Here is a 20,090-nt window from a genome sequence, read left to right on the forward strand (position 1 = left end):
TTCTTGTAAACCCCTGACCGCGGGGTGCCCCCGGCAAGCGGGACGATTGACCGCCGGCGGGTGAATGGAGGATTCTACTTAGCGGAATACTTTTCTGCACAGCAGACAATGGAGGGCATGAGGGGGTCACTGTGACGGTCCATCGCGACGCCTGCGGCGGCCGCCTCGACGGCGTGTTCGCCAGCGTCCGCGACGGGATGATCCCCGCCTACATCTACAACGACAGTGAACTGTTCGCGCTGGAGAAGGAGCGGCTGTTCGGTCGAGCGTGGATGTTCGTGGCGCACGAGTCCGAGATCCCGCAGGACGGCGACTACGTGGTGCGCCGGGTGCTCGACGACTCCTTCATCATCACTCGCGACTCAACCGGCGATGTGCGCGCCTTGTTCAATATGTGCCTGCACCGGGGCATGCAGGTCTGCCGCGCGGAAATGGGAAATGCCTCCAACTTCCGCTGCCCCTACCACGGCTGGACCTACCGCAACGACGGCCAGCTCACCGGCCTGCCGTTTCATCGGGAGGCCTACGGCGGCGAGGACGGGTTCGCCAGGAATGCCCAAACCCTGTTGCCCGCACCGAAATTCGCGAGCTACAACGGTCTGCTGTTCATCAGCATGGACCCGAGCGCCGAACCGCTCGAGGACTTCCTCGGCGACTTCAAGTTCTATCTGGACTTCTACACCAAACAGAGTGCCGGCGGCCTGGAAGTGCGGGGGCCGCAGCGCTGGCGCATCAAGGCCAACTGGAAGATCGGCGCCGAGAACTTCGCCGGCGACATGTACCACACACCGCACACCCACGTGTCGATCGTGGACATCGGCCTGTTCCGCGAGCCGAAAGCGCAGAAACGCAAGGACGGCGCCACCTACTGGGCGCACCGGGGCGGCGGCACCACCTACAAACTTCCGCCGGGTGGCTTCGACGAACGGATGCGCTACGTCGGCTATCCCGACGAGATGATCGGCCGGATCAAGGGCGTGTGGACGTCGCGGCAGCAGCGGATGGTCGGCGACGACGGTTTCATGATCTCGGCCGCCACCTGCTTTCCGAATCTGAGCTTCGTGCACAACTGGCCGAAGGTGCATGACCGCGAAGACCAAGTGCTGCCCTTCATCTCGATTCGGCTGTGGCAGCCCATCAGCGAGAACGAGACCGAGGTCTGCTCGTGGTTCGCGGTGGACTCCGCCGCTCCCCCGCAGTACAAACAGGACTCGTACAAGGCGTATTTGATGTGCTTCGGTTCGACCGGCATGTTCGAGCAGGACGACGTGGAGAACTGGGTGTCGCTGACCACCACCGCGGGCGGTTCGATGGCCCGGCGGCTACTGCTGAACAGCCGGATGGGGCTGCTGTCCGACGGCAGCCCGGTGGTCGAGCCGCTTACCGCCGAGGCGTTCCACGGGCCGGGCCGCGCGCAGGTCGGCTACAACGAATACAACCAGCGCGCGCTGCTGAACATGTGGGCCGATTACCTGCAGGGGGCCGGCACATGAGAAAGGCGTTGCCGTCCTTGCCGTTTCATGACGTCCGGCACCTGGAGGCGCACCAGTTCCTGGTGGACGAGGCCTATCTGCTGGATGCCCAGCAGTACGAAGCGTGGTTGGACACGATGACCGACGATGTCCGCTACGTGATGCCAGTGCGGGTCACCACCGCGCGCGGCGCCGGGTTCGACGCCTCGCCGGGGATGGCACACTTCGACGAGGACAAATATTCGCTGAGCCAGCGGGTCGCGCGGATGGGCACCGAACACGCCTGGGCCGAGGATCCGCCGTCGCGGCTGCGCCACTTCGTCACCAACGTACGCACCTTCGAGCACGACGACCCCGCGCAGCTGTGGGTGGAGTCGGCCGAACTGCTGTTCCGCAGCCGGGGCGACGTCAACGAAAGCGCCTTGCTGTCGTGCGGGCGCGAGGACGTGTTGCGCTGGTGCGATGATCGCTGGAAGCTGGCCCGCCGCAATATCATCGCCGACGAGTCGGTGCTACGGATGCAAAACCTGGCGGTGTTCCTGTGAATGACGAACTGCAGCGGCTACTGGACGGCGCGGTCGGCGAACCCCTCGTCGTCGCAAACGAGTTCACCGAGGTGGTGGTGCGCCGGGTCGACACCCGAAACGGGTCGAGGCTGCTGATCGGCGCACCGCGATCCGGGCAATGGATCACCTTGGACGCGCTCGAGGTCGAGGCTCTGACGTGGCAGAACGGCCGCACCCTGGCGGCAATGGTCGGCAATTCCCACGCGCCGCTGCTGCCCGATGAAGCCGAGGAGGGTGATGACCGGCTGGCTTGAGGGCAAGCGCGCGCTGGTCGTCGGCGCCGGGTCCGGGATCGGCCGGGCCGTGCTGGATACTTTTCGCATCGAGGGCGCGAAAGTTGCTGCGCTGGAACGTGATCACGAAAAATGCGAGACCTTGCGCCGGCAGTTGCCCGATGTTCCGGTCGTCGACGGCGATGCGACCACCCGCGAAGCCAACGAACGAGCGGTCGCCGCCGCGGTGGACGGTTACGGCGGGTTGGACACGCTGGTCAACTGCGTCGGAGTCTTCGACTTCTATCGGGGCATCGGCGACATCGACGCCGATGACCTGCCCGGTGCTTTCGACGAGATGTTTCGCACCAACGTGCTCAGCCACCTGCAGTCCGTCAAGGCGGCGCTCCCCCGGCTACGGGACGGAACGGGATCCTCGATCATCCTGACCGAGTCCGCGTCGTCGTTCTATCCCGGACGTGGTGGCGCGCTGTACGTGTCGTCCAAATTCGCCGTCCGCGGCCTGGTGGCCGCCCTGGCCCACGAGCTGGCGCCACAGATCCGGGTCAACGGCGTGGCGCCGGGCGGCACGCTGGGCACCGACCTGCGCGGGCTTGCCAGCCTGGGGCTCGAGGGCGCCCGCCTGGACGACACCGCCGACCGGGCACAACAGCTGGCCGCACGCACGCCGCTCAACGTCGCGCTCTCCGGGCAAGACCACGCATGGAGTTTCGCGTTCCTGGCCTCCGACCGGGCCCGCGGGATCACCGGCGAAACCGTCCGTCCCGACGGGGGATTCGGGCTGGGTGCACCGCGATGACCCCCCTCGACGAGCAACGCGCGCTGGTGGCGCAGGGCTGCCGGGTGGCCGCGGCCCGCGGCCTCGTCGACGGCATCCTCGGCCACCTGAGCATGCGGATCGACGACGAGCGCCTGCTCGTCCGCTGCCGCAGCGACACCGATACCGGGGTGGCTTTCACCCGGCCCAGTGACATCCGGCTCGTCGCCTTCGACGGCGGCGCCGGCGCCAATGGCGAACTCGACGGGTACCGCGTGCCCAACGAATTGCCCATCCACGTCGAGACCATGCTGGCCGATCCCCGGCACCGGGCCGTCGCGCACCTGCACCCGCCCGCCGTGGTCGCGGCCGACCTGGCCGGCATCGCGATCCGCCCGATCTACGGCGCGTACGACATTCCCGGCGCGTGGCTCGCCCGCGGCGGCGTGCCCGTCTACGAACGTGCCGTGCTGATCCGCACCCCGGCGCTGGGCAAGGAGATGGTGGCCGCCATGCGCGGGCACCCGGTGGTGATCTGCCGCGGGCACGGGATAACCAGCGCGGCCGCCACCGTGCCGGAGGCGGTGCTGCAGGCCATCAGCATCGACGCGCTGGCCCGAATGTCGTTGCGGGTGCAAGGCGCCGGCGGGAACCTGCGGGACATCGACGACGCCGACTGGGACGACCTGCCCGACCTGGGGCCCTCGTTCACCGCCGAGGCCGCCTGGCGGCACGAAATTGCGCGGTTGCCGGCCGACTGAGATTGCGTCCCACGCCGATCTTCCCCACCGCCATCAGGCCCCAGACTTATGCTGACCACGATGGCGAAAAACAGCCTTGATCCCACTACGCCGTTATGGCGTGCGGCGCAAGTGTTCCGGCTGCTGAGCTGCATCTACGCCACCGGGTTCCAGATCGCCATCAACCCGGACCTGCGTCGGCCCGCGCTGGGCTGGGTGCTGTTCGCGGTGCTGATCGGCTGGAGCGCGGCGTGCGCGGTGGCTTACCTACGCGGGTTCGGTCGCAAACCAGCGTGGGTGCTCGCCGAGGTCGTGATCGTGGTGCTGCTCATGTCGTCGAACACCATCGTCACCACTCCGCACTGGGCGGCCGAAAATCAGACCTGGCCGACAACGCTGTGGGCCAGCAATCCCACGATCTCGGCGGCTATCCAGTTCGGCCCGGCCGGCGGCATGCTCGCGGGCCTGGTGGTGATGGCCACCAATTTCGCGGTCAAGAACTATCTGGCCCTCAACCTGGGGCATAACGCCACCGTCATCATCGAGCTGGCGATCGGCATGGCGATCGGCATGGCCGCCCAAACCGCGCGGCGCGCCCACGATGAGCTTCAACAGGCGGCCCGGCTAACGGCCGCGGTGCAAGAACGGGAACGCCTGTCCCGCCAAGTCCATGACGGGGCCATCCAGGTGCTGGCGCTGGTGGCCAAGAGGGGCCACGAAATCGGCGGCGCCACAGCAGAACTCGCCGACCTGGCCAGCGAGCAGGAACGCGCGCTGCGGCGATGGCTGGCCAGCACGGACATCGACCACGACACCGACGGCGCCACCATCGATCTGCGCACCCTGCTGCGCTGCCGGGAATCCGACCGGGTGTCGCTGAGCCTGCCCGCGACACCGGTCCCCTTGGGTCGCCGGGTGGGCACCGAGCTCGACGCGGCGGTCGGCAACGCTCTGGACAACGTTGAAGCACATGCCGGGCCCGGCGCGCGCGCGTTCGTGCTCGTCGAAGACCTCGGCGATTCCGTTGTGGTGAGCATCCGCGACGACGGGGTGGGAATCGCCGCCGGCCGGCTCGAGGAAGCGGCCGGCCAGGGGCGCCTGGGCATCTCGCAATCGATCGTCGGGCGGTTGGCTTCGCTGGGCGGCAGCGCCCATCTGCGCAGCGAACCGGGAGAAGGCGCCGAATGGGAGTTGTGCGTGCCACGCGCAAAGGCGTCCCATGGCCGATGAGACCCCGACGACGGTGATGGTCGTCGACGACCATCCGATCTGGCGTGACGCGGTCGCCCGCGACCTGGCCGACGAGGGGTTCACCGTGGTCGCCACCGCCGATGGCGTCGCCGCGGCGCGGCGGCGGGCGGCCGTGGTCAAGCCCGACGTCGTGGTGATGGACATGCAGCTGCCCGACGGCGACGGCGCGCAGGCGACCGTCGGAGTGCTCGCGGTCTCTCCCTCGTCTCGGGTGCTGGTGCTCTCGGCCTCGGACGAGCGAGACGACGTGTTGGAAGCCGTCAAGGCCGGCGCGACCGGGTACCTGGTCAAGAGCGCATCCAAATCGGAACTGGCGCAAGCCGTGTCAGCGACCGCCGAAGGCCGCGCCGTGTTCACCCCGAGTCTGGCCGGGCTGGTGTTGGGTGAATACCGGCGGATGGCGCAGAGCAAGGACGACGGCCCCGCTCGGCCCAGCCTCACCGAACGCGAAACCGAGGTGTTGCGCTACGTGGCAAAGGGCCTGTCCGCCAAGCAGATCGCCCAGAAGCTGTCGCTCAGCCACCGCACGGTGGAAAATCACGTGCAGGCGACCTTCCGCAAACTTCAGGTCGCCAACCGGGTGGAATTGGCGCGCTACGCCATCGAGCACGGCCTCGACGAGGAGCCCTGACCCGCAGGGCAGCCGGCTGACTGCCCTGCGGGTCGACGAATCCCACGGCTATCCCCGAACTGTGGTGGGACGCCTGGCCGCGGCGGCGGCCACCACGCGGGCGCCCACCAGCGCGGTCACCATCACGGCCATGCACACCAGGCCGTCGTCTTTGAGCCCCCACCTGATGGCGGCAAGGATGGCCACGCCCGCGACGCACAACAGGGCGCCGATCGCCGTTCCCCGCCCGCGCCCTGTCACCGTCGGGGCGCCGTCCCAGCCCGACAGTGGGTTGTTCTCCAGCGGCCGCAGCGCGACGAAAAGCACGGCCACGGCGACGGCCACGACGAGCAGTTGCGCGAGGCTGACGGCCAGGAAATCCCGCGAGCCCGGGTAGCGAGGGCAGCCGAGGCAGTCAAAGGCCAGATGCACGCCGAGCAGCACGGGCATGTGCCACAAGTACAGCGTCATGGCTCCCGAGTTACCGATAGCCGTCCACCACCACACGCGTGGCCGCTGGGCCCAGCGTGCGATCGCCGGCGCGGCCGCGATCGCCAAGGCGCTCAGGACGATTGCGTGCCCGGCCAACAGCAGCGAGGGCGGGCTGGTGTTGGACAGCTGGTGGTCACCGGTGCCGACCATGCTGATCTGGTACGGACCCCAGTGCACCAGCGCGACGTCGACGGCGAACCCGATGGCCGCGATGACGAGTGCGGCGCGCCCGGTGAGGAGCCGGCGGCGGTAGGCGATGCCGAACATGGCGGGGATGAGCCAGACGGCCAGGTTGAGGTAGCCCAGCGGCATCATGGCCGGCCAGTGCAGCCGGATGGCGTCGATCGCCGCGATGGTCGCGTAGACGCCGGCCACAGCGGCGGCGAGACGACCCGCGGTGGTGATGCGGTACAGCATCGGCATGGCGGCCAGCACCAGCACGTAGGCGCCCAAGAACCACAGCAGCTGCGTACTGACCCCGGCGACCGGCTCATAGATGTGTTGCGGCAGAATCTGATTCAGCACCGTCAGCGCGACCGCCCAAAACGCCAGGTAGTAGAACACCGGCCGGAACAGTCTGGTGCAGCGTTTCATCAGCCAGTCACCCCAGTTTGTGCCTGCAGACCACGACGATAGGCAGGCCGCGGCGCCGGCGAAGAAGAACAGCGGCATGATCTGCAGAAGCCAGGTCGCCGCCTGAAACACCACCGAGGTGGTCAGCAGGTTATCCCAGATCAAGATGTGGTTTTCGATGATGCTGATGGCCATCACGGTGTGGCCGAGCACCACACCGATCAGCGACGTGATGCGGATGACGTCCAGTACGCGATCGCGGTCGACTGGAGTGGCCGCCGCCACCTCGGCGACGTCGGGGAATCTTGTGAGAGCTGCCATGGGATGTTACCGGCCCTTTCAGGGAATCTATTGGTGAACAAGGGATTAAGCGGCGGAGTGTCATGAAAGAGCATCGCCGATCGCGCAGGGCCCGCGCCCGCGCAGTTCTACGCGTCTGGCCTGAGTAGTACTACTCAGTTCGCGGCGGTATTGAGCGGGTCGTAGTCGGCCAGCAGTTTCTCGATGCGCGCTTCGTCCAACCGGACGCGCACCGTCGCGGCTTCCTGTTGGTCGCGAATCACCTTGGCCAAGGTGAACGCGCTCGACACCAAGAACAGAAAGGTGATGCCGAGAAACGATCGCTGCCACCCGTCGAGCGGAAGAAAGTAGATCCCGCCCAGCGCGGTCACGAGGCTGATCGCGAACGCGACAGCGGCTTGAACGAAGAAAGCGGCGGTGGTTTTGGACATGCTATTGGGAACGGTCATGCCAAACAGCCTGCGGCAGTGCGACGCTCGCCGGAATCCGTAAGACTACTCAAATCGAGGAGATCTCCCGCACCGCATAGCGGTCGAGGCGGCGTCTTAGCCGAGTTGGTCGCCAATCTCCTTGGCCGCCTTGCTAAGAGCCGCGGCCACCGCGCCGTAGCGGGAGGCGTCCAGCCGATTCTGCGGGGCGGCGGCGTTGAGCGCGAGGCGCAGGCCCGGCGCCCGCGTCGGTATGGGCACCGCGACCGAAGCGACGCCTTCCTCACTTTCCTCGCGATTGATGGCGTAGCCGCGCTCACGGATCGCGGCGAGCTCGGCCTCCAACTGGGTCCGGCTGCCGATCGACGAGGCCGTGATGCGTTCCAACCGCTCGTGCGGCAGCAGCTGACGCAGCTCCGGTTCGGGCAGCTGCGCCAGCATGACTTTGCCCGTGGACGTGCAATGCGCCGGCATGGTGCGGCCCAGCCGCGACGCCACCCGGACCGCGGCCGGGCCTTCGACGGCGGCGATGAAGCGGACGCTGGCGCCGTCCAGCATCCCGACGTGGATGGTTTCGCGCAGCTGCTCACCGAGGCTTCGCATGATCGGGGCGGCCGATCGCTGGATGTCGATGCGGCCGAAGATCGCGAACGCCACACCGGTCAACGCCGGTCCGGGCAGGTACGCCTTCGACACCGGGTCCTGCCGGACGAACCCGCGGTAGGCCAGCATCGCCAGCAACCGGTGCGCGGTGGACGACGCCACGCCCAGGTAGCGGGTGGCCTCGCTCAACCGGATCTGGGGTTGTTCGCCCAACAACAGCAGCAGCTTGAGCGCATTGTCGACCGACTCGATCGGATACTGCGGCGCAAGCGAATCGGCGGCCGGCGCCTCGGCGTCCTCCGCATCCCGCTCGCGCTTCTTCGGCATGACAGTGAAGTTACCCGGGGACAACGCGAAGAGGTTGCGACTCACAGCAAGCTGAGGACGGCCGCGCCCAGTAACCCCGCCCCGCTCACCGCGGCCCGTGGTGACCGCGATGGCCTTCCACCCGAGGTGGCCACGCTTACCACCCCGGGACCGCGATCGCTACTATTCTCGGCTTCGTGTTCGGGGCTATTCCGTCTGGATATCGCCGTTACGTCGCCGTCGGGGACAGTCAGACCGAAGGCTTGTGGGACGGTGACGACGTCGTCGGTCTTCTCGGATTCGCCGACCGGCTCGCCGTCATGATCGACTCGTTCTACCCGGGACTGCACTACGCCAACCTGGCGATCCGCGGCAAACGGGTTGCCGACGTCTTGTCCGAGCAAGTCCCGCAGGCCCTGGCGATGCAGCCCGATCTGATCACCGTGTGCGCGGGGATGAACGACGTCATCCAGCCGGGCCGGTCGTTCGGTCCGGCCCTGGCCGACCTCGAACACGTCTACGCCGCGTTGGCCGGATCCGGCGCGACGGTGGTGACGACGACTTTTCCGAATGTCGCGCAGTTCCTCCCGCTCGGTCGGCTGGTGTCCGGGCGTCTCGCCGCATCAATGCGGCGATCACGGCGGCCGCCGATCGCTACGGTTTCCGGCTGGTCGACCTGTACAACGCGCCGTCGATGCGCGAGCTGGACACCTGGGCCATCGACCGGGTGCACGCCTCCACCAAGGGGCACATGCTGTTCGCCGCCGCGGCCGCCGAGGCACTGGATCTGCCTGGCAGCAACCATGATTGGGCCCACGGCAGCCCCGACGCGAGGCGCCGGTCGCTAACCGCAGGCACCTATGAGCAGTTGCGCTGGACGCAGGACAGTTTCTTCCCGTGGATCTGGCGGCGCCTGCGCGGCCTGTCGTCGGCCGACGGCCGGGAGCCCAAACGGCCACAGTTGGAGGGCCTCAGCGCGCCGAGCCGACCGGCCGACGCGAACCGGAGGGTTTAGGCGCGTATCGCCGGACGGTCAGGCATCCTGGACGCATGGATGTGGAGGCTTTGCTGCACGCGATCCCGCCGCTCGCGGTCTACCTTGTGGTCGGCGGTGTGGTCGGGCTCGAGAGCCTGGGCATTCCCCTTCCCGGGGAGATCATCCTGGTCAGCGCCGCGCTGATGTCGTCGCACGACGATCTGCCCGTCAACCCCGTCGGCGTCGGCGTCGCGGCGGTGATCGGCGCCGTGGTCGGCGACTCGATCGGGTACGCGATCGGGCGCCGGTTCGGCATGCCGCTCTTCGACCGCCTGGGCCGGCGGTTCCCCAAACATTTCGGTCCGGGACACGTCGCGTTGGCCGAAAAATTGTTCAACCGCTGGGGAGTTCGGGCGGTCTTCCTCGGCCGGTTCATCGCGCTGCTGAGGATCTTCGCCGGGCCGCTGGCCGGGGCGCTGAAGATGCACTACCCCCGGTTCTTGGCGGCCAACGTCTCGGGCGCCATCTGCTGGGCCGGTGGCACCACCGCGCTGGTGTACTACGCCGGAATGGCCGCGGAGCGCTGGCTGGAGCGGTTCTCCTGGATAGGGCTGGTCATCGCGATCGTGTTCGGGCTGATCGCCGCCTTCGCGCTGCGCGAGCGCACCTCCCGGGCCATCGCCGAGCTCGAGGCCGAGCACTACCGCAAGGCCGACAGCACCGCGGCCGACGCCGCTTGAGACTGCGGCTAGCTGGCCGCCTCGCCGAGATCCTCGGGCGCGACCGGACGGTGCTCTTCGATGAGGGCGCCGGCCATCCTGCGGGCCCGCAACGCCGCATCCACGTCGCCCACGGCCGCCAGAATGATGGCGCCCTTCATCAAGATGTGCCAGGACGAGGCGAAGTCCTCGACGTCGGTCAGACCCGCGGCGACGGCGCGCTGACGGACGATGTCGCGAACATGTTCGATGTGGGTGATGCAGGCCCGTCCCGCGGGGGAATCGGGCCCGAGCTCGAGCAGCACGTTGATGAACGAACAGCCCTCGTAGCCGTCGCGGAGCTGAATCCAGTCATGCATGACGTCGAAGATCGCGAGCAACTGTTGCTCGGGCGTCTCGCCCCGCTGCCGTGACTGCTCCTCGATCAGGCCGTGGGTCCACAGTTCCTCGCGCCGCTGCAGCACGGCCAGGACGAGGTCGTTCTTGGTGGCGAAGTGCCGGTACAACGTGGCCCTGGCGACACCGGCCCGGTCGATCACCTCTTCGGTACCGACCGCACGGATTCCACGCCGGCTGAACAGCTCATATGCCGCGGCCAGGATACGTTCACGAGCCGACGCGGCGGGCGTTCCGACATCGGAAGTTGTCATAACAACCCACAACATACTCTTAGCTGGCACAGGTAGACAGACAGACCTGTCTTGTTATACAAAAGAGATTCGCATTCCGCGAGAAAGTCTGTCTTCAGAGGGCAGGACGGGCACCCATCGCAGCGTCGTAGACGCCGGTCGATTAGGAGTCCACGATGTTGAGCTCGGCCATTGCAGAACCCATGACAACTACCCACCTGATGCTCAGCACGAAGCTGGTCTACGAGCTGGGCGACCCCAACAGCACGCTGCGCGCGTCAGCCGATCGCAGCGGCCCGGCGGTACTGATCTATGCGGGCGGGGAAGTCGACGCGTGCAACGAGCACACCTGGCGCCAGCTGGTCAGCGAAGTCGCCGGCATCGTCATCGCCCCGGGTGCCCTGGTCGTCGACGTCACGGGCCTCGATTTCATGGCCTGCTGCGCGTTCGCGGTGCTGGCCGACGAGGCGAAGCGCTGCAAGGAGCGCGGCATCGAGTTGCGCCTGGTGAGCCGCGAGCCGATCGTCGCCCGCATCGTCGACGCGTGCGGCCTGTCGGCCCTGCTGCCCATCTACCCGACCGCCGATTCCGCGCTGGCGTCCGCGGCCCGTTGGTGACGGCGCAAGACGGACACTGATCGGGCCCCTGCGGCTGGATGAACGACCCTCCCACCTTCGGCGCGGAGGAAGAATTCCTCCTTGTCGATCCGCGAACCGGCGAACCGGCTCCGCAAAACGCCGATGTGGCGGCCGAGGCCAAACGCCGTGGCGTTGAGTTGCAGCTGGAATTGAGCAGCTGCCAAGTGGAAACCACCTCCAGCGTGGTATCGACCAGCACGGAACTCGGCCAGGAGCTGGCCCGGCTGCGGCGCACCGCGGCACAGGCGGCCGAGGCAATGGGGCTTCGGCTGCTCGCCGCCGGTCTCCCGCCGGCCACACCGCACGAGTTTCCCGTCACCGACACTCCCCGCTATCGCCGGATCGGCGCGGAGTACGGGATGGTCGCGCACGAGCAAGGGATCTGCGGATGCCATGTGCACGTCGAGGTTCCCGACCGCGCGGCCGCCATCCATGTCAGCAACTGGGTGCGGCCCTGGCTGCCGAATTTGCTTGCGCTGGCGGCTAATTCGGCGGTATACCGCAGCGCCGACAGCGGCTACGCGAGCTGGCGCAGCGTCCTGTGGCGACGCTGGCCGGTGGCCGGGCCGCCGCCCTTCTTCCCGTCGCCCGACGAATACGACCGCACAGTGCGGATGCTGATCGACAGCGAAGTGATCCTGGACGAGAAGATGGTCTATTGGGACGTGCGCCCGTCGCAGAACTTCCCGACGATCGAGGTGCGGGTGGCCGACGTGCCGGCGACCGTCGCGGAAACGGTGTTGTTCGCCACGCTGGTCAGGGCCGCGGTGATGACGGCACTCGAGGCACGCGGGCGCGAAGACGAGCCCGGGCGGCTTCCGCCGGCGGCCCTGCGCGCGGCGTACTGGAAGGCCGCCCACGATGGGCTCGCCGGTCGCACGCTCGACCTGATCCACGGGGGCGGAGCGGTGTCGGCCCGCGATCAGTTGGGCGCCCTCGTGCAGCGCGTGCGGCCGGCGTTGGAGACGCTCGGTGAATACGACCGCGTCGTAGGCGAACTCGATCGCGTCGCCACGCAGGGCAACGGGGCGATGCGTCAGCTGCGGGCGTGGCGCAAGCGGGGCGAGGTGATGGACGTCATCGACGAAGCGGCCGCCGCCACGCTGAGCTGAACCCCTCGGGGCTCAGCCGCACCCGTCAGGCCACGGCGAGCAGTCGATACAGCCCGATCAGGCCTACCACCACGATCGTGGCGCGCAGCGCGTTTCCCGAAAGCCGGCGGCCGTAGCGCGCCCCGATCAGCCCGCCGATCAGCGACCCCACGGCGATCAGCCCGGCGGCCGGCCAGCTGATCCGGCCGAAGGCGACCAACGTATAGGCAATCGCGGCAACGACATTCACCACGAGGGCCAGCAGGTTCTTGGCGGCGTTCATCCGCTGTACCGACTCCGGCAGCAGCGCGCCCATCAGGCCGACCAGCAGGATGCCTTGAGCGGCGGTGAAATAACCGCCATAGACGCCGACGGCGAATGTCCCGAACACCAGGACGGCCATGCGGCGGGGTGTGATGTGCTCGGGCGAGCGGCCCGCGGCCTCGGCACGCCGCCCCGTCCACGCCTGGATCCGCGGCCCGGCGACCACCAGAACGAGCGCCAGGACCAACAGCACCGGGACGACTTCGGCAAAAACCTTCTCCGGCAGATGCAGCAGCAGGAAGGCGCCCAGCATCGCGCCGCCCAGCGACGCCGGAAGCTGCCAGCGCAGCCGATCCCACTGGCCGCGCAGCTCGGCGCGGTAGCCCCAGGTGCCCGACACGCTGCCGGCGACCAGACCGATCGCGTTCGACATGGTGGCCGTCACCGGCGGGAAGCCGAGAGCGACCAGCGTGGGGAACGTGATCAGCGTGCCGGACCCGACCAGCGCGTTGATGGCGCCGGCGCCGAACCCGGCCAAGCAAATGAGAATCATGTGGGAAGGCGACACTGAAGAAAAACCTTAGCCTGCCGCAGGTTTCGGCATGCGGGCGACCGCCGGTTCCGCTCCCCCGTCAGGCGGGCGGCGCTTCGGCCCCGCGGTCGACGCCGGTGCGCAGCTTGACCGACGCCGAATAGGCCAGCGTCCGGAAGTGCAGCACCGGGTCGTCGGAGGGCTCGATGCCGTCGGTGACCCGCATCGGGTCGAAAACGACGATGTCACCGCCGTGCTCGCGCTCGGTCTCCAGGCCGGTGATCTCGAGGGTGCCGACGGTCGCGATCTGGGTGCTCTGCCAGGGCGCCGACGGGTCGACGGTCGAGTCGGTGGGTCCGGCGATCTGCACGCGATATCCGAACCGCACCGGCCCGCTCTCCAGGCGGGCGTTCAGCTCGTCGGTGAGGAAGTCCGCGCCGTTGCCGTGGGCGGCCGACGCCGATAGAAAGTCCTCCGCGGCGGCCGGAACCAGGTGATAGCGAACGAATCTGGCGCTACCGTCGGCGGCGACCCAGCGGAAGGCGTGCAGGCCGTGGTACTCGACGGTGGCGTAGCTCGCCGGAATCCTGTTGGCGTCCCGCACCACCGGCAGCGAGCCGAGCAGCTTCGGATGCGTGAGGAAGTATTTGGCCATGCGCAGGGGCGTGGTCAGGCCGGGCCGCATCGCCTTGAGCAGGTCGATGAACCCGTCGGGCGTGCTGGAAACGAACAAGCGTGCGGTCTGCGTCGACACGTCGGTGGTGGAGCCGTCGGGCACGGTGAACTTCACCGCCATCCCGCGGATGCCCGCCACGTCGTCGCGTTGTTTGGGATTGCCTGCGCCGTTGGAGAAGCGGATCAGCGCCGGGACCGTCGAGCCGTCGAGATGCTTTGCGCGCGTGAGCATGACCGCGTCGGGTGTCGCGGTGAACGTGCCGCGGTAGAGCGTGCCTTTGGCGTGCAGCGCGCGGCAGCCCGGCTGCGCACCGCCGGTGCCTCGAATCGCCTCGATCGCGTCATCGGGAGTGACCATGCGCGAATCTTAAGGCGCTAGGAGGGAAAGCCGAAGAGTTTGACCACACCGTGATCGCGACCGGCGGTGTAGCCGCCGTCGACGGCGATGGCCTGACCGCTGACGAACGACGCGTCGGGTGACAGCAGGAATGCCGCCATGGCCGCCACCTCCTCCGGCTGGCCCAGCCGTTGCAGGGCGTGTTCGGAGGTGATGGATTGCAGCGGGCCCTCCATACCGGGGAGACCGAAGACGCTTTGCGCCATTGGTGTTTCGATGAAGCCCGGACAGATGGCGTTGGCCCGGATGCCGCTCGGCCCGTAGTCGAGCGCGATGTTCTTGGTGAGCAGCACGACGCCACCCTTGGCCGCGTTGTACGAACTTCCGCCAGCCGTGCCCTCCAGGCCCTCGACGCTGGCGACGGTCACCAGCGAACCGCGTTCGCCGTCGACGCGGGGTTGCTCGATCATCCGGGCCAGCGCCGCCTTGGCCACCAGGAAGGTGCCGGTGAGGTTGATGCCGATTACCCGGTCCCATTCGGCGCGGTCGAGCAGGTGGACCGGGCCTCCCCCGGCGACCCCGGCGGCGTGCAGGACGCCGTCGAGGCGGTCGGGCACGGCGGCCAGCACCTCGGAGATCGCGGCCTCGTCGGTCACGTCGGCGGTCACGAATTGGAACCGGGGACCGAGGTCGGGCGCCGGGGCGAGGTCGGCGCCGATCACCGTGCCGCCCTCGGCCAGTAGGCGCCTAGCGGTCGCGAGGCCGATGCCGGACGCGGCGCCCGTCACGACGAAGGTGCGTGAGCCGGCTCGGTCAGGGTTCACCACGTTTGGTCCCCTCTTATCGGATCGTGTTATGCCGCAGACATGTTGACACACCGTGTCCCACGCGCGCGGGCGAATTCTTGCACGCATCGCCCGCCGGCAGGTCGATAACGGAAAGCTATCAGCAAATAGCGGCCCAATCTTTGGACACCGCCCGCTTGCGGGGAGATCGTAGAACCAGCGGGTGAAGCCCCCGTTTGCCCCCGGATCAGGAGCCAGCGCATGATTTCGTCGAGACTCGGGCCACCACGTTTTGAGCGGGTCGCCGCCACCGCGATGGCCGTGGCCACGGGATTGACGGCGACGATCGTCCTGGTCGCCACCGCCGAACCGCCGGCGGTGCGGCTCGCATCGGCCGAAGCGATCGCCGTTGCCGAAGGCGTCTCGATCGCTCCGGCACCCGGGTGGGCGCTCGGACACCGCGGTCCGAATTGGGTGGCGCTCAGCAACGCCGACGGCAGCGCGCAGCTGCGAGTGGCGGTCAAGCCGGCCGGCAGTAGGGATATCGGCGCGGTCCTGCAGGACGACATGGATCAGTACGCATCCGCGTCCGGGCTGGACAATCTGAGGAACTTGACGGCAGCCGATACGCAGCCGCTCCAAAGCGCCAACTTCCAGGAACAGGCGTCGGTGGATTACACCGCGGATGTTCCGGCGGCAGAGAGACCGATACCCGTCCTCGGCACCTTCACCGAGCTGCTGAACACGTCCAACCGACGGTCGGTCTTCATCGACTTCAGACAGAACAACAACGCGACTCCTCAGGCCGTCGATGACGGCGGGATGATGATCCGGTCGATGGAATGAGGGCCGCCGTGGCGCGCGCCGCCGCGACCGCGTATCACAGACTGGAGCAAATCGACCTCGGAGGGGTTCATGCCACCAGCCGACACCACGGCGAACACGACGGAGACGCTCGCCGGATTCGTCGACCGGCACGCGCAGCAGCGGCCCGACGCCATCGCGATCCGCTACGGCGAACGGGAGTGGTCCTGGGCGGACTGGGCCGCGCGGATCCGGCGCGCGGCCGGCGCGCTGCGCGATGCCGGTGTGCAGCGCGGGCAGTGTGTGGCCTTTCTGGACAAGAACCACCCCGCCTGCCTCGAGGTGCTTTTCGCCGCGGCGTCGATCGGCGCGGTGACGACCGTCGTCAACTGGCGCATCGTCGGCGACGAACTCGTCCACGTGCTCGAGGACAGCGGCGCGCGGCTGCTGGTCGTCGGCGCCGAGCTGCAGGCCGCGGCCGAGGCGGCCGCCCAACGTGCGCCGGGCGTGCAGCGCATCGTCGTGGTGGGCGACGAGTACGAATCCCTGCTGGACGCGGCCGCGCCCACGGGCAGCGACACCGAGGTCGACGAGAGCGAGACCGCGCTGGTGATCTACAGCTCCGGCACCACGGGGCGGCCCAAGGGCGTGCTGCTGAGCCAGCGCGCGCTGGTCAATCACGCGGCCAACCTGGCACCGGCGTTCCCGTTTGATGACGGGGACGCGAACCTCGTCGCCATGCCCCTCTTCCACGTGGGCGGAATCGGCTACGCGCTCTTCGGCATTCGGGCCGGTGTGCCGACGATCATGACCCGCGAACCCGACGCCGCCGCCCTGATGGGCGCGGTGCAATCCGGCGCGACCCACGCGTTCTTCGTCCCGCCGGTGATCGCCCGGTTCCTCGACGCCGGCGAAGCGGCCCACGCGATGTTCGCGGGCCTGCGCTACATCGTGTACGGGGCCGCGCCCATGCCGTTGCCCTTGCTGCATCGGGCGCTGTCCACCTGGCCCGAAACGCGTTTCGTGCAGGTGTACGGGCAGACGGAACTGTGCGGCGCGGTCACCGCGCTCAGCGACGCCGACCATCGCGATTCCGCCCGCCCGCACCTGCAGTTGGCGGCTGGAAAGGCGGTGCTGGGCACCGAGATTCGCGTGGTCGATCCGGAGACGGGCGCCGAGGTGCCCGCCGGGGAGCCCGGCGAGATCTGGGTGCGGAGCAACCAGAACATGAGCGGTTACCTGAACCGGCCGGAGGCGACCGCCGAGACGATCACCGACGACGACTGGGTGCGCACCGGTGACGTCGGCCGCCTGGACGCCGACGGCTATGTGTACATCGAAGACCGGCTGAAGGACATGATCATCACGGGCGGCGAGAACGTGTACGGGCCCGAGGTGGAAAGCGTGCTCATCGAGCACCCCGCCATCGCCGACGCCGCGGTGATCGGTGTGCCCGACGACTTCTGGGGGGAATCGGTCAAGGCGCTCGTGGTGGCCACCGGCGACATCGGTCCCGACGACGTCATCGCATTCTGCCGCGAGCACCTCGCCGGCTACAAATGCCCGCGAACCGTGGACTTCGTGGAATCGCTGCCCCGCAATGCCAGCGGCAAGATCCTCAAAACCGAACTGCGCGAACCGTATTGGCGTGACCGGGCCCGGGGCATATGAGCGGGCTGGTGGACGCGCAGCGGCGCGGCTGCGCGATCAGTGTGCTGGGCGGACCGACCACGGTCGTCGACATCGCGGGCCACCGGGTCGTGATGGACCCGACGTTCGACCCGCCCGGGGTGCACGCGTACCTGACCAAGCTCACCGGGCCCGCCGTGAGCGCCGAGGCGCTCGGCCCGGTGGACGCGGTCTTGATCAGCCACGACCAGCATCCCGACAACCTGGACGACGGCGGCCGACGGATGGCCCTGGCCGCGCCGCTGGTCCTCACCCATCCCGGCGGCGCCGCCCGGTTGGGACCGCCGGCGGTGGGGGCGGCGCCCTGGCAGACGCATGAGCTCTCCGATTCGCTTGCGGTGCAAGCCGTTCCGGCGGTGCACGGCCCGGCCGACGGGCAGCGCGACGAAGGCGGCCACGTCAACTGCGAGGTGACCGGGTTCGTGCTGTCCGGGTCCGGCCTGCCGACCGTGTACCTCAGCGGCGACAACGCCTCGATGACGGCGGTGAAGGACGTGGCCGACCGGGTGGGCGCCATCGACGTCGCGGTGCTGTTCGCCGGGGCGGCCAGCGTGGCGACCAAGGAGCGCGGGCGGCCGCTGACGCTGACCGCGGCGCGTGCGGCCGCCGCCGCCGAGATCCTCGGCGCCCGGGTGGTGATACCGGCCCACGTCGACGGCTGGGCGCACTTCAGCGAGGGTGTCGACGAGTTCGCCGCGGCATTCGACCAGGCCGGGATCAGCGACCGGTTGCGGGTCGCTCCCCACGGGGAGTGGATCGACCTATAGCCGCCCCTCGGCGCGCAGGTCGGGGTGCACCCAGTCGGGCGAGCGGCGCTCCTTGAAGGCGCGGAAGCCTTCCCGCGCCTCCGCGTCGCTGAGGCTGCTGGTCATGCCGATGCGGTCGTAGAGGCCCAGATAGCTGTCGATGCTCGACTTGATGACACCGCGGGCGCGCGGCGCGGTGCGGCAGCACTGTGCGAGCAGGTCTTTGGCCGCATCGAGCAGGCTCTCGTGCGGCACGACGCGGGTGACCAGGCCCCAGTCCAGGGCCTCGACGGCGGTCAGCACCCGCCCGGTGAACATCAGGTCGCGGGTGCGCACCGGCCCGATGACCCGGGTGAGCATCTGGCTGTAGTAGGTGTCGGCGTACCCGCGGAACAGCTCAGGCACGCGGAAGGTGGCCCGGTCGCTGACCACCGACAGGTCGCTGCACAGCGCGATCTGGAACCCGCCGCCCTGGCACAGACCGTTGACCGCCGAGACGATCGGTTTGACCGACGTGCGCACGGTGTCGAATGGGGTGACGTCCATGCCCAGCGCGCCGCCGAACGTGATCCAGTTGTCGGTGGCTCCCCCGCCGCCCATGTCACCGCCGGGCGCGAACACGTCTCCGGTCCCGGTGATCAGCAGCCCGGCTAGCTCCGGATCCTCGGCGACACGTCCGACGGCGTAACGGATCCCGAAGTACATCGCGGGAGTCAGGGCGTTACGCGCTTCGGGGCGGTCGATGGTGCACACCGCGATCGACCCCTGACGCTCGAACGTGAGGTATGGCGTGCCGAGCCAGTCCCCCTCGGGCGGTCGGGGGGCGTCATGCGAGGTCGGGGGAATCTGGGCCACGGGACTCCTCTTACGTCGGTCGCTACTGTCGCTCTTACAGTAGCGGCGACCTACCGATACGCCAGCGTGGCCGTCCCGGTCGTCGCCGCCGCGTCGGCGATCACTTCGGCCAGTTTCACCTGCAGCGTGGCCGTGGCGTCGCCCACCGGCTTGTCGCAGTGCCTGCACTGAGCGTTGAACTGCGGCTGGTCGTCTTCATCCGGCCAGAACCGACGGGGGCCCACCATCGCGCCGGGATCGTATTGAACGGCCTGGTGCGGGGCGTCCTTGAGGATCCTGCCCACGGGATGGCCTTGCGGACACTCAAGTTTCAGCGTGCCGATGCCCTCTTGATTGCCTGTCATCGTCCACCATCCTTTGCGGGTTCTCTTGAATCCCAGCATCGTTCGTAGCTGTGGGCAACAGGTCTTCGAGCGAGAGGCCGGCCGTAGCAAGGGGCGTCGATGGTGAGACGATGCGGGCGCCAACAGTGCGAGTTTCCGGCCACCCAGCCAGCCGAGTGCAAACGTTTGCTGATTATATTGCGTTGCACCTGGGTACCCAGGTGAACGTGCGTTTCTTCCCCGTTGCTGCGGCGGTCGGCATAGCCATCGCCACGCTGGTGGCCGCACCGGCTCGCGCCGACTTGAGCGGTTACGGAAATTGCGTGGGAAGCATTAAAGAAGTCCCGTTGTGGGAACGCGACTCCCAAAACCAGCAGCTCATTGGGGTGATTGAGCAGGACCTCAATTCTGGTGTATCCCCCGCTGCTGAAGCGCAGAAGGTATCGCATATGGGATTCGACCCGCGCTTGGCCAATCGGATTGTGGAGTGCGTTATCCAGGAGCACCCGTAAAGCCCTAGCGAAATAGTCGCTGGGCTCCTCTCACGAGCGTGTGGCCAACCGTCCAGACGAGGTGCCACCGCGTCTCCACGGTGGCGTCCCCGCCGTCATCTGGGTAGTTCGCAATCGCCATATGGAAACTCGGCCGACAATAGGCTCGAGAAGTGGAATGCTCGGTGCCAGCCAAAGAATTGAG

Annotated in this window: 23 protein-coding genes and 1 pseudogene; 15 read left to right on the forward strand and 9 right to left on the reverse strand. The window is 68.1% G+C overall.

Features of this window, described 5'->3' with window-relative positions; translation table 11 throughout:
* The first annotated feature begins 197 nt into the window (after positions 1-197).
* Genes H7J89_RS14270 through H7J89_RS14300 form a run of 7 tightly spaced genes read left to right on the forward strand, consistent with a single transcriptional unit; the run spans position 198 to position 5,650 of the window.
* Positions 198-1,493: an aromatic ring-hydroxylating dioxygenase subunit alpha gene (locus H7J89_RS14270; RefSeq protein ID WP_264044392.1), complete on the forward strand. Its 1,296-nt coding sequence runs from the start codon at positions 198-200 to the stop codon at positions 1,491-1,493.
* A complete protein-coding gene (locus H7J89_RS14275; RefSeq protein ID WP_264044354.1) occupies positions 1,490-2,017 on the forward strand; it encodes a 3-phenylpropionate/cinnamic acid dioxygenase subunit beta in 528 nt (175 codons plus the stop codon). Before H7J89_RS14270 ends, H7J89_RS14275 begins: the two co-directional genes overlap by 4 nt.
* Positions 2,014-2,292 (forward strand): dihydrodiol dehydrogenase, encoded by a 279-nt coding sequence (locus H7J89_RS14280; RefSeq protein WP_066950141.1) that lies wholly within the window; start codon positions 2,014-2,016, stop codon positions 2,290-2,292. The genes H7J89_RS14275 and H7J89_RS14280 overlap by 4 nt, the downstream gene beginning before the upstream one ends.
* Positions 2,276-3,070, forward strand: coding sequence for a 3-(cis-5,6-dihydroxycyclohexa-1,3-dien-1-yl)propanoate dehydrogenase (gene hcaB / locus H7J89_RS14285; protein ID WP_264044355.1), 795 nt, complete (start codon positions 2,276-2,278; stop codon positions 3,068-3,070). Before H7J89_RS14280 ends, hcaB begins: the two co-directional genes overlap by 17 nt.
* Complete coding sequence (phtC, locus tag H7J89_RS14290; protein ID WP_264044356.1) at positions 3,067-3,789, forward strand: 3,4-dihydroxyphthalate decarboxylase; 723 nt, start codon at positions 3,067-3,069, stop codon at positions 3,787-3,789. The genes hcaB and phtC overlap by 4 nt, the downstream gene beginning before the upstream one ends.
* 48 nt (positions 3,790-3,837) lie before the next feature.
* Complete coding sequence (gene macS / locus H7J89_RS14295; RefSeq protein WP_264044357.1) at positions 3,838-4,998, forward strand: MacS family sensor histidine kinase; 1,161 nt, start codon at positions 3,838-3,840, stop codon at positions 4,996-4,998.
* Positions 4,988-5,650, forward strand: a complete 663-nt coding sequence (locus tag H7J89_RS14300; RefSeq protein ID WP_264044358.1) for a response regulator — start codon at positions 4,988-4,990, stop codon at positions 5,648-5,650. Before macS ends, H7J89_RS14300 begins: the two co-directional genes overlap by 11 nt.
* 48 nt (positions 5,651-5,698) lie before the next feature.
* Here H7J89_RS14300 and H7J89_RS14305 read toward each other — a convergent pair whose 3' ends face one another.
* The 3 genes from H7J89_RS14305 to H7J89_RS14315 form a co-directional block, all read right to left on the reverse strand.
* Complete coding sequence (locus H7J89_RS14305) at positions 5,699-7,015, reverse strand: acyltransferase family protein (RefSeq protein ID WP_264044359.1); 1,317 nt, start codon at positions 7,013-7,015, stop codon at positions 5,699-5,701.
* A gap of 134 nt (positions 7,016-7,149) precedes the next feature.
* Positions 7,150-7,443, reverse strand: a complete 294-nt coding sequence (locus H7J89_RS14310) for a YiaA/YiaB family inner membrane protein (RefSeq protein WP_067205835.1) — start codon at positions 7,441-7,443, stop codon at positions 7,150-7,152.
* 96 nt (positions 7,444-7,539) lie between these two features.
* Positions 7,540-8,352, reverse strand: coding sequence for an IclR family transcriptional regulator (locus H7J89_RS14315; RefSeq protein WP_264044360.1), 813 nt, complete (start codon positions 8,350-8,352; stop codon positions 7,540-7,542).
* A 176-nt stretch (positions 8,353-8,528) separates the two neighbouring features.
* Here H7J89_RS14315 and H7J89_RS14320 point away from each other — a divergent pair.
* Both H7J89_RS14320 and H7J89_RS14325 read left to right on the forward strand, forming a co-directional pair.
* Positions 8,529-9,346: pseudogene (locus H7J89_RS14320) on the forward strand (SGNH/GDSL hydrolase family protein).
* Positions 9,347-9,381: 35 nt separating this feature from the next.
* Positions 9,382-10,047, forward strand: a complete 666-nt coding sequence (locus H7J89_RS14325) for a DedA family protein (RefSeq protein ID WP_264044361.1) — start codon at positions 9,382-9,384, stop codon at positions 10,045-10,047.
* A gap of 8 nt (positions 10,048-10,055) precedes the next feature.
* Here the strand turns inward: H7J89_RS14325 and H7J89_RS14330 are convergent, their stop codons facing one another.
* Complete coding sequence (locus tag H7J89_RS14330; RefSeq protein ID WP_264044362.1) at positions 10,056-10,676, reverse strand: TetR/AcrR family transcriptional regulator; 621 nt, start codon at positions 10,674-10,676, stop codon at positions 10,056-10,058.
* A 200-nt stretch (positions 10,677-10,876) separates the two neighbouring features.
* On the opposite strand from H7J89_RS14330, the gene H7J89_RS14335 reads away from it, so the two are divergent.
* Positions 10,877-11,272, forward strand: a complete 396-nt coding sequence (locus tag H7J89_RS14335) for an anti-sigma factor antagonist (protein WP_067205853.1) — start codon at positions 10,877-10,879, stop codon at positions 11,270-11,272.
* A gap of 38 nt (positions 11,273-11,310) precedes the next feature.
* The gene (locus H7J89_RS14340) at positions 11,311-12,405 is read left to right on the forward strand and encodes a glutamate--cysteine ligase (RefSeq protein WP_264044363.1); all 1,095 of its coding nucleotides are present in this window, start codon (positions 11,311-11,313) and stop codon (positions 12,403-12,405) included.
* A 25-nt stretch (positions 12,406-12,430) separates the two neighbouring features.
* Here the strand turns inward: H7J89_RS14340 and H7J89_RS14345 are convergent, their stop codons facing one another.
* The 3 genes from H7J89_RS14345 to H7J89_RS14355 all read right to left on the reverse strand — a co-directional run bounded on the left by H7J89_RS14345 (position 12,431) and on the right by H7J89_RS14355 (position 15,019).
* Complete coding sequence (locus tag H7J89_RS14345; protein ID WP_264044364.1) at positions 12,431-13,216, reverse strand: sulfite exporter TauE/SafE family protein; 786 nt, start codon at positions 13,214-13,216, stop codon at positions 12,431-12,433.
* A gap of 64 nt (positions 13,217-13,280) precedes the next feature.
* Positions 13,281-14,213 carry a catalase family peroxidase gene (locus H7J89_RS14350; protein WP_264044365.1) on the reverse strand — a complete coding sequence of 311 codons (933 nt, stop codon included), beginning with the start codon at positions 14,211-14,213 and terminating at the stop codon, positions 13,281-13,283.
* A 17-nt stretch (positions 14,214-14,230) separates the two neighbouring features.
* Positions 14,231-15,019 carry an SDR family NAD(P)-dependent oxidoreductase gene (locus H7J89_RS14355; RefSeq protein WP_264044366.1) on the reverse strand — a complete coding sequence of 263 codons (789 nt, stop codon included), beginning with the start codon at positions 15,017-15,019 and terminating at the stop codon, positions 14,231-14,233.
* 273 nt (positions 15,020-15,292) lie between these two features.
* On the opposite strand from H7J89_RS14355, the gene H7J89_RS14360 reads away from it, so the two are divergent.
* The 3 genes from H7J89_RS14360 to H7J89_RS14370 all read left to right on the forward strand — a co-directional run bounded on the left by H7J89_RS14360 (position 15,293) and on the right by H7J89_RS14370 (position 18,237).
* Entirely contained in the window at positions 15,293-15,823 is a 531-nt protein-coding gene (locus tag H7J89_RS14360) for a hypothetical protein (protein WP_372513780.1), read from the forward strand.
* 69 nt (positions 15,824-15,892) lie between these two features.
* Positions 15,893-17,452, forward strand: a complete 1,560-nt coding sequence (locus tag H7J89_RS14365) for a long-chain-fatty-acid--CoA ligase (protein WP_264044368.1) — start codon at positions 15,893-15,895, stop codon at positions 17,450-17,452.
* A gap of 8 nt (positions 17,453-17,460) precedes the next feature.
* The gene (locus H7J89_RS14370) at positions 17,461-18,237 is read left to right on the forward strand and encodes an MBL fold metallo-hydrolase (protein ID WP_264044393.1); all 777 of its coding nucleotides are present in this window, start codon (positions 17,461-17,463) and stop codon (positions 18,235-18,237) included.
* On the opposite strand, the gene H7J89_RS14375 is transcribed toward H7J89_RS14370, so the two are convergent.
* Positions 18,232-19,071 (reverse strand): enoyl-CoA hydratase/isomerase family protein, encoded by an 840-nt coding sequence (locus H7J89_RS14375; protein WP_264044369.1) that lies wholly within the window; start codon positions 19,069-19,071, stop codon positions 18,232-18,234. The genes H7J89_RS14370 and H7J89_RS14375 overlap by 6 nt on opposite strands.
* Before the next feature lie 50 nt (positions 19,072-19,121).
* A complete protein-coding gene (locus H7J89_RS14380; RefSeq protein ID WP_264044370.1) occupies positions 19,122-19,415 on the reverse strand; it encodes a hypothetical protein in 294 nt (97 codons plus the stop codon).
* 200 nt (positions 19,416-19,615) lie between these two features.
* Here H7J89_RS14380 and H7J89_RS14385 point away from each other — a divergent pair, with 200 nt between their 5' ends.
* Positions 19,616-19,906, forward strand: a complete 291-nt coding sequence (locus tag H7J89_RS14385) for a hypothetical protein (RefSeq protein ID WP_264044371.1) — start codon at positions 19,616-19,618, stop codon at positions 19,904-19,906.
* Positions 19,907-20,090: the final 184 nt, after the last annotated feature.

Origin of the sequence: Mycobacterium paraffinicum, assembly GCF_025822865.1 — a bacterium.
GTDB classification, from domain to species: domain Bacteria; phylum Actinomycetota; class Actinomycetes; order Mycobacteriales; family Mycobacteriaceae; genus Mycobacterium; species Mycobacterium paraffinicum.

Excerpts from the sequence above, each read along its gene's own strand:
- H7J89_RS14270 (WP_264044392.1), top strand. The coding sequence starts at position 198 with ATGATCCCCGCCTACATCTACAACGACAGTGAACTGTTCGCGCTGGAG.
- phtC (WP_264044356.1), top strand. The coding sequence starts at position 3,067 with ATGACCCCCCTCGACGAGCAACGCGCGCTGGTGGCGCAGGGCTGCCGG.
- hcaB (WP_264044355.1), top strand. The coding sequence starts at position 2,276 with ATGACCGGCTGGCTTGAGGGCAAGCGCGCGCTGGTCGTCGGCGCCGGG.
- H7J89_RS14340 (WP_264044363.1), top strand. The coding sequence starts at position 11,311 with ATGAACGACCCTCCCACCTTCGGCGCGGAGGAAGAATTCCTCCTTGTC.
- H7J89_RS14275 (WP_264044354.1), top strand. The coding sequence starts at position 1,490 with ATGAGAAAGGCGTTGCCGTCCTTGCCGTTTCATGACGTCCGGCACCTG.
- H7J89_RS14380 (WP_264044370.1), bottom strand. The coding sequence starts at position 19,415 with ATGACAGGCAATCAAGAGGGCATCGGCACGCTGAAACTTGAGTGTCCG.
- H7J89_RS14330 (WP_264044362.1), bottom strand. The coding sequence starts at position 10,676 with ATGACAACTTCCGATGTCGGAACGCCCGCCGCGTCGGCTCGTGAACGT.
- macS (WP_264044357.1), top strand. The coding sequence starts at position 3,838 with ATGCTGACCACGATGGCGAAAAACAGCCTTGATCCCACTACGCCGTTA.
- H7J89_RS14315 (WP_264044360.1), bottom strand. The coding sequence starts at position 8,352 with ATGCCGAAGAAGCGCGAGCGGGATGCGGAGGACGCCGAGGCGCCGGCC.
- H7J89_RS14300 (WP_264044358.1), top strand. The coding sequence starts at position 4,988 with ATGGCCGATGAGACCCCGACGACGGTGATGGTCGTCGACGACCATCCG.
- H7J89_RS14325 (WP_264044361.1), top strand. The coding sequence starts at position 9,382 with ATGGATGTGGAGGCTTTGCTGCACGCGATCCCGCCGCTCGCGGTCTAC.
- H7J89_RS14365 (WP_264044368.1), top strand. The coding sequence starts at position 15,893 with ATGCCACCAGCCGACACCACGGCGAACACGACGGAGACGCTCGCCGGA.
- H7J89_RS14360 (WP_372513780.1), top strand. The coding sequence starts at position 15,293 with ATGGCCGTGGCCACGGGATTGACGGCGACGATCGTCCTGGTCGCCACC.
- H7J89_RS14350 (WP_264044365.1), bottom strand. The coding sequence starts at position 14,213 with ATGGTCACTCCCGATGACGCGATCGAGGCGATTCGAGGCACCGGCGGT.
- H7J89_RS14310 (WP_067205835.1), bottom strand. The coding sequence starts at position 7,443 with ATGACCGTTCCCAATAGCATGTCCAAAACCACCGCCGCTTTCTTCGTT.
- H7J89_RS14305 (WP_264044359.1), bottom strand. The coding sequence starts at position 7,015 with ATGGCAGCTCTCACAAGATTCCCCGACGTCGCCGAGGTGGCGGCGGCC.
- H7J89_RS14335 (WP_067205853.1), top strand. The coding sequence starts at position 10,877 with ATGCTCAGCACGAAGCTGGTCTACGAGCTGGGCGACCCCAACAGCACG.